Below are 12271 nucleotides of genomic sequence, written 5' to 3'. Positions count from 1 at the left end.
GTATCAGACCGCCCTCATCAGCAGGGTCGCGGCGACCAGGAGTGCCGCACCGCCGAACATCGAGACCGCGTAGGAGCGGGCGAAGCCGTTCTGGACCCGGCGCAGCCGTCCGGACAGTCCGCCGAAGGCGGCCGCCGTGCCGTTGACGACACCGTCGACCAGGGTGTGGTCGAGGTACACCAGGGAGCGCGTGAGGTGCTCGCCGCCGCGCACCAGGACGACGTGGTTGAAGTCGTCCTGGAGCAGGTCGCGCCGGGCGGCGCGGGTGAGCAGCGAGCCACGCGGGGCGACGGCCGGAACCGGCTTGCGGCCGTACATCACGTAGGCGATGCCGACGCCGACGACCAGGCAGACCAGGGTCGCGGCGGTCACCGTCATGGCGCTGACCGGGGAGTTCCCCTCGCTGTGGCCGGTGATGGGCTCCAGCCAGTGGACGAAGCGGTCGCCGAGGTGGAAGAAGAAGCCGGCGCCGACCGAGCCGATCGCCAGCACGATCATCGGGATCGTCATGACCTTCGGGGACTCGTGCGGGTGCGGCTCGTGGCCCTCCGCGTCGGCCTGCCAGCGCTTCTCTCCGAAGAACGTCATCAGCATCACGCGCGTCATGTAGAACGCGGTGATGGCCGCGCCCAGCAGGGTCACGCCGCCGAGGATCCAGCCCTGGGTGCCGCCCTTGGCGAAGGCGGCCTCGATGATCGCGTCCTTGGAGTAGAACCCGGACAGGAACGGGAAGCCGATGATGGCCAGGTAGCCGAGGCCGAAGGTGACGAAGGTGACCGGCATGTACTTGCGCAGGCCGCCGTAGTGCCGCATGTCGACCTCGTCGTTCATGCCGTGCATGACCGAGCCGGCGCCGAGGAACAGCCCGGCCTTGAAGAAGCCGTGCGTCACCAGGTGCATGATCGCGAAGGCGTAGCCGATCGGGCCCAGGCCCGCCGCGAGCACCATGTAGCCGATCTGCGACATGGTCGAGCCGGCCAGCGCCTTCTTGATGTCGTCCTTCGCGCAACCGACGATCGCACCGAACAGCAGCGTGACGCCACCGACCACGGTGACCACGAGCTGCGCGTCCGGCGCGCCGTTGAAGATCGCGGCGGAGCGGACGATCAGGTAGACGCCCGCGGTCACCATGGTCGCGGCGTGGATCAGGGCCGAGACCGGGGTCGGGCCCTCCATCGCGTCCCCTAGCCAGGACTGAAGCGGGACCTGGGCCGACTTGCCGCACGCGGCGAGCAGCAGCATCAGGCCGATCGCGGTCAGCCTGCCCTCGGAGGCGTCACCGGCGTGGCTGAGGACCGGGCCGAAGGCGAAGGTGCCGAAGGTGGTGAACATCAGCATGATCGCGATCGACAGGCCCATGTCGCCGACGCGGTTGACCAGGAAGGCCTTCTTCGCGGCCGTGGCCGCGCTGGGCTTGTGCTGCCAGAAGCCGATCAGCAGGTACGAGGCGAGACCGACGCCCTCCCAGCCCACGTACAGCAGCAGGTAGTTGTCGGCGAGGACGAGCAGCAGCATCGCCGCGAGGAACAGGTTCAGGTAGCCGAAGAAACGGCGGCGCCGCTCGTCGTGCTCCATGTACCCGATCGAGTACAGGTGGATCAGCGAGCCGACGCCGGTGATCAGCAGCACGAACGTCATCGACAGCTGGTCGAGGCGGAAGGTGACGTCCGCCTGGAAGCTGCCGACCGAGATCCACGTCCACAGGTGCTGCGTCAGGGTGCGGTGTTCGGCGTCCTTGCCGAGCAGGTCGGCGAAGAGGATCACGCCGAGCACGAAGGAGGTGGCCGACAACAGCGTGCCGATCCAGTGGCCGACGGCGTCGAACCGCCGGCCGCCGACCAGGAGGACGGCCGCTCCGAGCAGGGGCGCCGCGATGAGCAGCGCGATCAGGTTCTCCACGATTCTTCCGACCCCTTACAGCTTCATCAGGCTGGCGTCGTCGACCGAGGCCGAGTGGCGGGTACGGAACAGCGACACGATGATCGCGAGACCCACCACGACCTCCGCGGCGGCGACGACCATCGTGAAGAAGGCGATGATCTGGCCGTCGAGGTTGCCGTGCATCCGGGAGAAGACGACGAACGCGAGGTTGCAGGCGTTGAGCATCAGCTCGATGCACATGAACACGACGATCGCGTTGCGCCGGATCAGCACCCCGGTCGCGCCGATGGTGAACAGCAAGGCGGCGAGGTAGAGGTAGTTGACGGGATTCACTTCGACGCCTCCTCGGACCGCTTGAACGTCGTCGGCTCGGTCGCGGTCCGCTCCAGGCGCTCCTCGGAGCGCTGTTCCAGGGCGCGCAGGTCGCCGAGCGCCTGCGCGGACACGTCCCGGATCTGGCCGCGCTCGCGCAGCGTCCGGCTGACGGTCAGCTCGGACGGGGTGCCGTCGGGCAGCAGGCCCGCGATGTCCACGGCGTTGTGCCGGGCGTAGACACCGGGGGCGGGCAGCGGCGGGACGTGCTTGCCCTCGCGGACGCGCTGCTCGGACAGCTCGCGCTGGGTCCTGGGCCGCTCGGTGCGCTCGCGGTGGGTGAGCACCATGGCGCCGACGGCCGCCGTGATCAGCAGGGCGCCGGTGATCTCGAAGGCGAAGACGTACTTGGTGAAGATGAGCGCCGCGAGGCCCTCCACGTTGCCGCCGGCGTTCGCCTGGCCGGCGCCGGCGAACTCCTTCAGGGAGGCGTTCCCGATACCGGCGAAGAGCAGGACGCCGAAGCCGAGCCCGCACAGAAGGGCCAGCCAGCGCTGGCCCTTGATGGTCTCCTTCAGCGAGTCCGCGGCCGTCACGCCGACGAGCATCACCACGAACAGGAACAGCATCATGATCGCGCCCGTGTAGACGACGACCTGCACGACGCCCAGGAAGTAGGCGCCGTTGGCGAGGTAGAACACCGCCAGCACGATCATGGTCCCGGCGAGGCAGAGCGCGCTGTGCACGGACTTCCTCATGAAGACGGTGCACAGGGCGCCGAGCACCGCGACCGTGCCGAGGATCCAGAACTGGACGGCCTCACCCGTGGAGGTGCCGGCGGAAAGGGTGGCTGCGGCGGCTAGCTGCGCGCTCATGCGTCCACCCCCTGGTCTTCCGGCTTCTCGCCCTTGGAGACGGCCACTTGCTGCACGGTCCCCGGCGCGGCCTCCGTCACGAGGCCCCGGTAGTAGTCCTGTTCGTCGGTGCCCGGGAAGATCGAGTGGGGCGTGTCGACCATGCCCTCCTCCAGACCGGCGAGCAGCTGCTCCTTGGTGTAGATGAGGTTCGCGCGGCTGGAGTCGGCCAGTTCGAACTCGTTGGTCATCGTCAGCGCGCGCGTGGGGCACGCCTCGATGCACAGGCCGCACAGAATGCAGCGGGCGTAGTTGATCTGGTAGACGCGGCCGTACCGCTCGCCCGGCGAGTAGCGTTCCTCGTCGGTGTTGTCGGCGCCCTCCACGTAGATGGCGTCGGCGGGGCAGGCCCAGGCGCACAGCTCGCAGCCGACGCACTTCTCCAGGCCGTCCGGATGGCGGTTGAGCTGGTGCCGTCCGTGGAACCGCGGAGCCGTGGTCTTCTTCTGCTCCGGGTACTGCTCGGTCAGCCGCTTCTTGAACATGGCCTTGAAGGTCACGCCGAAGCCGGCCACGGGGTTCTGGAAACCGGGCTTCGTCTGCCCGGCCTCCGTGGGCTCCTCAGCCATCGGACGCCTCCTTTCCATCCGAAGATCCGTCACTGACAGTGTCCGGTCCACCACTGACAATCAGCTCCCGCTCCTGGCGCGGACGGCGCCTGGGAACGGCCGGGAGCTCCTGCCCGGGCAGTGGCGGCACGGGGAATCCGCCCGCCATCGGGTCGAATCCGGGCTCCTGTGCGGCGGGTTGCGTGTCCCGCTTCGCGTTGTCGCGGAACATGTCGGCGACGAAGGAGATCAGCAGCAGGGCGAGGACGCCGCCGCCGACGTAGAGGGCGATGTCGGCGAAGTCGTAGTTCTCGTTGCGCAGGGCCCGTACGGTCGCGACGAGCATCAGCCAGGTCACGGAGACCGGGATGAGGACCTTCCAGCCGAGCTTCATCAGCTGGTCGTAGCGGACGCGGGGCAGCGTGCCGCGCAGCCAGATGAAGAAGAAGAGCAGCAGCTGCACCTTGATGACGAACCACAGCATCGGCCACCAGCCGTGGTTGGCGCCCTCCCAGAAGGTGCTGATCGGCCAGGGGGCGCGCCAGCCGCCGAGGAAGAGGGTGGCCGACACGGCCGAGACCGTCACCATGTTCATGTACTCGGCGAGCATGAACAGCGCGAACTTGATCGAGGAGTACTCGGTGTTGAAGCCGCCGACCAGGTCGCCCTCGGACTCCGGCATGTCGAAGGGCGCGCGGTTGGTCTCGCCGACCATCGTGATGATGTAGAGGATGAAGGAGACCGGCAGCAGCAGGATGTACCAGCGGTCGTGCTGCTGCTCGACGATCGTCGACGTCGACATCGAGCCCGAGTAGAGGAACACCGAGGCGAACGCGGCGCCCATGGCGATCTCGTAGGAGATCATCTGGGCGCAGGAGCGCAGGCCGCCCAGCAGCGGGTAGGTAGAGCCGGAGCTCCAGCCCGCGAGGACGATGCCGTAGATGCCGACGGAGGCGACCGCGAGGATGTAGAGCATCGCGATCGGCAGGTCGGTGAGCTGCATCGCGGTGCGGTGACCGAAGATCGAGATCTCGTTGTCGGCGGGGCCGAAGGGGATCACCGCGATCGCCATGCAGGCCGGGATGGCCGCGACGATCGGCGCGAGGACGTAGACCACCTTGTCCGCGCGTTTGACGACGACGTCTTCCTTGAGCATCAGCTTCACGCCGTCGGCGAGCGACTGGAGCATGCCCCAGGGGCCGTGCCGGTTGGGGCCGATGCGCAGCTGCATCCAGGCGACGACCTTGCGCTCCCACACGATGGAGAGCAGCACGGTGAGCATCAGGAAGGCGAAGCAGAACACCGCCTTGATGACGACCAGCCACCACGGGTCGCGGCCGAACATCGAGAGGTCTTCAGCGGCGAGGTACGGGCTCATGCCTCCACCTCCTTGGGGGCCGGGTCGGCGAGTGCCGCCGGGCCGATGCGGACGAGGGAACCGGGCTGCGCGCCGGTGTCGGAGGCGACGCCCGTGCCGGCGGAGTTCAGCGGGAGCCAGACCACCCGGTCCGGCATCTCGGTGACCTGGAGCGGGAGCGCGGTCGTGCCGGCCGGACCGGTGACGGCGAGCAGGTCGCCGTCCTTGACGCCCGCCTCGGCGGCCGTCGCGGCCGACACCCGCGCGCGTGCGGCGTGCCGGGTGCCGGCGAGCGCCTCGTCGCCCTGTTGCAGGGCGCCCTGGTCGAGCAGCAGCCGGTGCCCGGCGAGTACGGCCTCGCCCGCTGCGGGGCGGGGCAGTGCGCCGGCACTCTCCATGGGATCGGTGGCCTTCGGGCCGTCCCAGGAGCCGAGCCGGTCGATCTCCGCGCGCGCGGTGCGCAGGTCCGGCAGGCCCAGGTGCACGTCCATGGCGTCGGCCAGCATCTGGAGCACGCGCGCGTCGGCCGGGGCGAGGCGGCGGGTCATCTGGTCGGGCTTGAGGGCGGCCTCGAAGAAGCGGACCCTGCCTTCCCAGTTCAGGAAGGTGCCGGCCTTCTCGGCGACGGCGGCGACCGGCAGGACGACGTCGGCGTGTGCGGTGACCTCGCTGGGCCGCTGTTCCAGCGACACCAGGAAGCCGACGGAGTCGAGCGCCTCGCGCGCGCGTGCCGGGTCGGGCAGGTCGGCGACCTCCACACCGGCGACGACGAGCGCGGACAGTTCACCGGTGGCGGCCGCCTCGAGGATGTGGTGGGTGTCGCGGCCGTGGCGCAGGGGCAGTTCGGCGAGCCCCCAGGCGGCGGCGACCTCCTCCCGCGCGCGCGGGTCGGTCGCGGGGCGGCCGCCCGGCAGCAGCGACGGCAGCGCGCCCACCTCGACGGCGCCGCGCTCACCCGCCCGCCGCGGGATCCACACCAGCTGGGCGCCGGTCGCGGCGGCCGCGCGCACGGCGGCGGTGAGGGCGCCGGCGACGGCGGCGAGCCGTTCGCCCACGACGATCACCGCGCCCTCGGCGCGCAGTGCCTCGGCGGCCCGGGCGCCGGGCTCCTCCAGGCCGACGCCGCTCGCGAGGGCGTCCAGCCACTCGGTCTCGGTGCCGGGAGCGGCCGGCAGCAGGGTGCCGCCCGTCTTCTCCAGGCCCCGGGTGGTGTGGGTGGCCAGCGCGAACACCGTCTGCCGGTGTGCCCGCCAGGCCTTGCGCAGTCGCAGGAAGACGCCGGGCGCCTCCTCCTCCGACTCGAAACCGGCCAGCAGGACGGCGGGCGCCTTCTCCAGCAGGGTGTACGTGACGCCCGTGCCGTCCAGGTCCAGGCCGCGGCCCGCGACCCGGGACGCCAGGAAGTCGGCCTCCTCGACGCTGTGCACGCGCGCGCGGAAGTCGATGTCGTTGGTGTCGAGGGCCACGCGCGCGAACTTGCTGTACGCGTAGGCGTCCTCGACGGTCAGCCGGCCGCCGGTGAGGACACCGGCGCGGGAGCGGGCGGCGCTCAGTCCGCGCGCCGCCGCCTCCAGCGCCTCGGGCCAGGAGGCGGGCTCCAGGACGCCCTCGGCGTTGCGCACCAGAGGGGTGTCGAGACGGTCCCTGAGCTGCGCGTACCGGAACGCGAAGCGCCCCTTGTCGCAGATCCACTCCTCGTTGACCTCGGGGTCGTTCTCGGCGAGCCGCCGCATGACCTTGCCGCGGCGGTGGTCGGTGCGCGTGGCGCAGCCGCCCGAGCAGTGCTCGCACACCGACGGCGAGGAGATCAGGTCGAAGGGGCGGGAGCGGAAACGATAGGCCGCGGAGGTGAGCGCGCCGACCGGGCAGATCTGGATGGTGTTGCCGGAGAAGTACGACTCGAAGGGGTCGCCGTCGCCGGTTCCGACCTGCTGCAGCGCGCCCCGCTCGACCAGTTCGATCATCGGGTCGCCCGCGATCTGGTTGGAGAAGCGGGTGCAGCGGGCGCACAGCACGCACCGCTCGCGGTCGAGCAGCACCTGTGTGGAGATCGCGACGGGCTTCTCGTACGTCCGCTTGCGGCCCTCGAAGCGGGATTCCGCGTTGCCGTGCGACATGGCCTGGTTCTGCAGCGGGCACTCACCGCCCTTGTCGCAGACCGGGCAGTCCAGCGGGTGGTTGATGAGCAGCAGCTCCATCACCCCGCGCTGGGCCTTCTCGGCGACCGGCGAGGTGAGCTGGGTCTTCACCACCATGCCGTCCGTGCACGTGATGGTGCAGGACGCCATCGGCTTGCGCTGGCCCTCGACCTCGACGATGCACTGGCGGCAGGCACCGGCCGGGGCGAGAAGGGGGTGGTCGCAGAAGCGCGGGATCTCGATGCCGAGCTGTTCGGCGGCCCGGATGACCAGGGTGCCCTTGGGCACACTGAGTTCGGCGCCGTCGATCGTCAGTGTGACGAGGTCCTCCGGCGGGACCGCCGCCTCTCCCCCTCCGGAGGGAGCACTGGTGGTCACGGTCATGCGTTCACCTCCGGGCGGTCCGCCCAGGCCGTCGACTTGGCCGGGTCGAAGGGACAGCCCCGGCCCGTGATGTGCTGCTCGTACTCCTCGCGGAAGTACTTCAGCGAGGAGAAGATCGGTGAGGCCGCGCCGTCACCGAGGGCGCAGAAGGACTTGCCGTTGATGTTGTCGGCGATGTCGTTCAGCTTGTCCAGGTCGGACATGGCGCCCTTGCCGGCCTCGATGTCCCGCAGCAGCTGCACCAGCCAGTAGGTGCCTTCGCGGCAGGGCGTGCACTTGCCGCAGGACTCGTGGGCGTAGAACTCGGTCCAGCGGGTCACCGCCCGCACCACGCAGGTCGTCTCGTCGAAGCACTGCAGGGCCTTGGTGCCGAGCATGGAGCCCGCGGCGCCCACGCCCTCGTAGTCCAGGGGGACGTCGAGGTGCTCGTCGGTGAACATCGGCGTCGAGGAGCCGCCCGGCGTCCAGAACTTGAGCCGGTGCCCGGGGCGCATGCCGCCGCTCATGTCGAGGAGCTGGCGGAGCGTGATGCCGAGCGGGGCCTCGTACTGGCCGGGGCTCACGACGTGGCCGCTGAGGGAGTAGAGCGTGAAGCCGGGCGACTTCTCGCTTCCCATCGACCTGAACCATTCCTTGCCGTTGTTCAGGATGGCGGGAACCGACGCGATCGACTCGACGTTGTTCACCACAGTGGGACAGGCGTAGAGGCCTTCCACCGCAGGGAAAGGAGGACGCAGCCGCGGTTGGCCGCGGCGGCCTTCGAGCGAGTCGAGCAGCGCGGTCTCCTCACCGCAGATGTACGCGCCGGCGCCGGCGTGCACGGTGATGTCGAGGTCGAGTCCGCTGCCCAGGATGTTCTCGCCGAGGAAGCCGGCTTCGCGGGCCTCGCGCACGGCCTCGTGCAACCGCCGCAGAACGGGGACGACTTCACCCCGCAGATAGATGAAGGCGTGCGACGACCTGATGGCGTAACACGCGATGATCATGCCCTCGATGAGGCTGTGCGGGTTCGCGAAGAGGAGCGGGATGTCCTTGCAGGTCCCGGGCTCCGACTCGTCGGCGTTGACAACCAGATAGTGCGGTTTTCCATCACCCTGGGGAATGAACTGCCACTTCATCCCCGTCGGGAACCCCGCGCCGCCGCGCCCGCGCAGACCGGAGTCCTTGACGTACGCGATCAGGTCGTCCGGCGACATGGCGAGCGCCTTGCGCAGCCCCTCGTACCCCTCGTGCCTCCGGTAGACGTCCAGAGTCCAGGACCGGTCCTCGTCCCAGAAGGCCGACAGCACGGGTGCGAGCAGCTTCTCGGGGCTCGTGTCCTTGAGTTCGGCTGCCACCGTCATCACTCCCCCTCCTCTTCTGCCTGGGTGGCGGACGGCGCGTCCTGCGGTTGCTGGGCTCGCGGATGGACCACGCGCGCGGGTGCGGCCTCTCCCCTTGCCAGGCGAAGGCCCACCAGCGAGGCGGGGCCCGCGCTGACGCTCTCCTCGACGGCCCCCGGCCGCTCGTCGGGGAAGCCCGCCAGGATCCGGGCGGTCTCCTTGAAGGTGCACAGGCGCGCCCCGCGGGTGGGTTCGACAGGGCGTCCCGCACGGAGGTCGTCGACCAGGTGGGTGGCGCTGGCGGGGGTCTGGTTGTCGAAGAACTCCCAGTTGACCATCACGACCGGCGCGAAGTCGCAGGCCGCGTTGCACTCGATGTGCTCCAGGGTGACCGAGCCGTCCTCGGTGGTCCCGCCGTTGGCGACGCCGAGGTGCTCCTGCAGGGTCTCGAAGATCGCGTCGCCGCCCATCACCGCGCACAGCGTGTTGGTGCACACCCCCACCTGGTAGTCACCGGACGGCTTGCGCCGGTACATGGTGTAGAAGGTGGCGACGGCGTTGACCTCGGCGGTGGTCAGGCCGAGCACGTCCGCGCAGAACTTCATTCCGGTACGCGTGACATGGCCCTCCTCGGACTGCACGAGGTGGAGCAGGGGGAGCAGGGCGGAGCGGGAGTCCGGGTAGCGGGCGATCACGTCGCGCGCGTCCGCCTCCAGCCTGGCCCGGACGTCGTCCGGGTACGCGGGTGCGGGCAGTTCGGGCATGCCCAGGCTGACGCCCCGCTCCGAAGAAGAGGTGGTCACCGGTCGACGCCTCCCATCACGGGGTCGATGGACGCCACGGCGACGATGACGTCGGCGACCTGGCCGCCTTCGCACATGGCCGCCACGGCCTGCAGGTTGGTGAAGGACGGGTCGCGGAAGTGGACCCGGTAGGGGCGGGTGCCGCCGTCGGAGACGACGTGCGCCCCGAGTTCGCCCTTGGGTGACTCGACGGCCACGTACGCCTGTCCCGGCGGGACTCGGAAGCCCTCGGTGACCAGCTTGAAGTGGTGGATCAGGGCCTCCATGGAGGTGCCCATGATCTTCTTGATGTGGTCGAGGGAGTTGCCCAGTCCGTCCGGCCCCAGGGCGAGCTGGGCGGGCCAGGCGATCTTCTTGTCGGCGACCATGACCGGTCCGGGCTGGAGCCGGTCCAGGCACTGCTCGACGATCCTGAGCGACTGGCGCATCTCCTCCAGGCGGATCAGGAAGCGGCCGTAGGAGTCGCAGGTGTCGGCGGTCGGGACGTCGAAGTCGTAGGTCTCGTAGTCGCAGTACGGCTGGGCCTTGCGCAGGTCGTGCGGGAGGCCGGTGGAGCGCAGGATCGGGCCGGTCGCGCCGAGGGCCATGCAGCCGGCCAGGTCGAGGTAGCCGACGTCCTGCATGCGGGCCTTGAAGATGGGGTTCCCGGTGGCGAGCTTGTCGTACTCCGGGAGGTTCTTCCTCATCTTCTTGACGAACTCGCGGATCCGGTCGACCGCGCCGGGCGGCAGGTCCTGGGCGAGTCCGCCGGGCCGGATGTACGCGTGGTTCATGCGCAGGCCCGTGATCACCTCGTAGATGTCGAGGATCATCTCGCGATCACGGAATCCGTAGATCATGATCGTGGTGGAGCCCAGTTCCATGCCGCCGGTGGCGATGCACACCAGGTGGGAGGAGAGCCGGTTCAGCTCCATCAGGAGCACCCGGATGATCTTGGCACGGTCGGTGATCTGCTCCTCGACGCCGAGGAGTTTCTCGACGGCGAGACAGTAGGCGGTCTCGTTGAAGAAGGACGTCAGGTAGTCCATGCGCGTGACGAAGGTGGTGCCCTGCGTCCACGTGCGGAACTCGAGGTTCTTCTCGATGCCGGTGTGCAGGTAGCCGATGCCGCAGCGGGCCTCGGTGACCGTCTCGCCGTCGATCTCCAGGATCAGGCGGAGCACTCCATGGGTGGACGGGTGCTGAGGACCCATGTTGACGACGATGCGCTCGTCGTCGGCGCGGGCCGCGGCCTGCGCGACCTCGTCCCAGTCGCCGCCGGTGACCGTGTAGACGGTGCCCTCGGTGGTCTCGCGGGAGGATGCTGACTGCGTGCTCACGAGTACGACCTCCGCTGGTCCGGAGCCGGGATCTGGGCGCCCTTGTACTCGACGGGGATGCCGCCGAGGGGGTAGTCCTTGCGCTGCGGGTGGCCCTGCCAGTCGTCGGGCATCATGATCCGCGTCAGGGCCGGGTGACCGTCGAAGACGATCCCGAAGAAGTCGTACGTCTCGCGCTCGTGCCAGTCGTTGGTCGGATAGACCGGGACCAGGGACGGGATGCGCGGGTCGGCGTCGGGGGCGCTGACCTCCAGGCGGATCAGCCGGTTGTGGGTGATCGAGCGCAGGTGGTAGACGGCGTGCAGCTCGCGGCCCTTGTCGTGCGGGTAGTGGACGCCGCTGACGCCGGTGCACAGCTCGAACCGCAGGGCGGGGTCGTCGCGCAGGGTGCGGGCGACGCGGGCCAGGTGCTCGCGTTCGATGTGGAAGGTGAGCTCGCCGCGGTCGACGACCGTCTTCTCGATGGCGTTGGCGGGCAGGAGCCCCTGTTCCTCCAAGGCGCCCTCCAGCTCGTCGGCGACCTCGTCGAACCAGCCGCCGTAGGGCCGGTTCGACGGCCCCGGGAGCCGGACCGAGCGGACCAGTCCGCCGTAGCCGGAGGTGTCTCCGCCGTTGTTCGCGCCGAACATGCCGTGCTGGACGCGGATCTCCTCGCCGCCCTGGCCGCGCTGGCCGGGGAGGTTGGAGGCGGAGAGGTCCTTCTCGGGGTTCACGCCGTTGGTGCCGTTTCCGTCGCTCACCGCAGCAGCCCCTTCATCTCGATCGTGGGCAGGGCCTTGAGCGCCGCCTCCTCCGCCTCGCGGGCGGCCTCCTCGGCGTTGACGCCGAGCTTGGAGGACTGGATCTTCTGGTGGAGCTTGAGGATCGCGTCCAGCAGCATCTCGGGCCGGGGCGGACAGCCGGGGAGATAGATGTCGACCGGGACGATGTGGTCGACGCCCTGGACGATCGCGTAGTTGTTGAACATGCCGCCCGACGAGGCGCAGACACCCATGGAGATGACCCACTTGGGGTCGGGCATCTGGTCGTAGACCTGGCGGAGCACCGGCGCCATCTTCTGGCTGACCCGGCCGGCGACGATCATCAGGTCGGCCTGGCGCGGGGAACCGCGGAAGACCTCCATGCCGAAGCGGGCGAGGTCGTAGCGCCCGGCGCCGGTGGTCATCATCTCGATGGCGCAGCAGGCCAGGCCGAAGGTGGCCGGGAAGACGGACGCCTTGCGCACCCAGCCCGCGGCCTGCTCGACGGTGGTCAGCAGGAAGCCGCTCGGCAGCTTTTCTTCGAGTCCCATGT

11 protein-coding genes are annotated in these 12271 nt (G+C 69.6%); all 11 read right to left on the bottom strand.

Annotation, left to right across the window (positions count from 1 at the left end; all coding sequences use genetic code 11):
• Window positions 1-3: 3 nt before the first annotated feature.
• From nuoL to OIB37_RS21425, 11 genes are read right to left on the bottom strand one after another with little or no spacing between them, the layout of a single operon-like run.
• Window positions 4-1899 carry an NADH-quinone oxidoreductase subunit L gene (nuoL, locus tag OIB37_RS21475; protein ID WP_330459230.1) on the bottom strand — a complete coding sequence of 632 codons (1896 nt, stop codon included), beginning with the start codon at window positions 1897-1899 and terminating at the stop codon, window positions 4-6.
• A 15-nt stretch (window positions 1900-1914) separates the two neighbouring features.
• Window positions 1915-2214, bottom strand: a complete 300-nt coding sequence (gene nuoK, locus OIB37_RS21470) for an NADH-quinone oxidoreductase subunit NuoK (protein WP_073901863.1) — start codon at window positions 2212-2214, stop codon at window positions 1915-1917.
• Window positions 2211-3068 (bottom strand): NADH-quinone oxidoreductase subunit J, encoded by an 858-nt coding sequence (locus OIB37_RS21465; RefSeq protein ID WP_330459229.1) that lies wholly within the window; start codon window positions 3066-3068, stop codon window positions 2211-2213. The genes nuoK and OIB37_RS21465 overlap by 4 nt, the downstream gene beginning before the upstream one ends.
• A complete protein-coding gene (gene nuoI, locus OIB37_RS21460; protein WP_330459228.1) occupies window positions 3065-3676 on the bottom strand; it encodes an NADH-quinone oxidoreductase subunit NuoI in 612 nt (203 codons plus the stop codon). The genes OIB37_RS21465 and nuoI overlap by 4 nt, the downstream gene beginning before the upstream one ends.
• Window positions 3669-5033, bottom strand: coding sequence for an NADH-quinone oxidoreductase subunit NuoH (gene nuoH / locus OIB37_RS21455; RefSeq protein WP_330459227.1), 1365 nt, complete (start codon window positions 5031-5033; stop codon window positions 3669-3671). The genes nuoI and nuoH overlap by 8 nt, the downstream gene beginning before the upstream one ends.
• A complete protein-coding gene (locus OIB37_RS21450) occupies window positions 5030-7534 on the bottom strand; it encodes an NADH-quinone oxidoreductase subunit G (RefSeq protein WP_330459226.1) in 2505 nt (834 codons plus the stop codon). Before OIB37_RS21450 ends, nuoH begins: the two co-directional genes overlap by 4 nt.
• Window positions 7531-8880, bottom strand: a complete 1350-nt coding sequence (gene nuoF / locus OIB37_RS21445; protein ID WP_330459225.1) for an NADH-quinone oxidoreductase subunit NuoF — start codon at window positions 8878-8880, stop codon at window positions 7531-7533. Before nuoF ends, OIB37_RS21450 begins: the two co-directional genes overlap by 4 nt.
• Window positions 8877-9659, bottom strand: a complete 783-nt coding sequence (gene nuoE, locus OIB37_RS21440; RefSeq protein ID WP_330459224.1) for an NADH-quinone oxidoreductase subunit NuoE — start codon at window positions 9657-9659, stop codon at window positions 8877-8879. The genes nuoF and nuoE overlap by 4 nt, the downstream gene beginning before the upstream one ends.
• Entirely contained in the window at window positions 9656-10978 is a 1323-nt protein-coding gene (locus tag OIB37_RS21435) for an NADH-quinone oxidoreductase subunit D (RefSeq protein WP_330459223.1), read from the bottom strand. Before OIB37_RS21435 ends, nuoE begins: the two co-directional genes overlap by 4 nt.
• Window positions 10975-11718, bottom strand: a complete 744-nt coding sequence (locus tag OIB37_RS21430; protein ID WP_330459222.1) for an NADH-quinone oxidoreductase subunit C — start codon at window positions 11716-11718, stop codon at window positions 10975-10977. Before OIB37_RS21430 ends, OIB37_RS21435 begins: the two co-directional genes overlap by 4 nt.
• Window positions 11715-12269, bottom strand: a complete 555-nt coding sequence (locus OIB37_RS21425; RefSeq protein WP_330459221.1) for a NuoB/complex I 20 kDa subunit family protein — start codon at window positions 12267-12269, stop codon at window positions 11715-11717. The genes OIB37_RS21430 and OIB37_RS21425 overlap by 4 nt, the downstream gene beginning before the upstream one ends.
• Between the last annotated feature and the right edge of the window lie 2 nt (window positions 12270-12271).

It is taken from the genome of Streptomyces sp. NBC_00820 (genome assembly GCF_036347055.1).
Classification (GTDB): domain Bacteria; phylum Actinomycetota; class Actinomycetes; order Streptomycetales; family Streptomycetaceae; genus Streptomyces.
The sequence above is the reverse complement of the archived record's forward strand: the minus strand, read 5'-3'. Positions and strand labels throughout refer to the sequence as shown.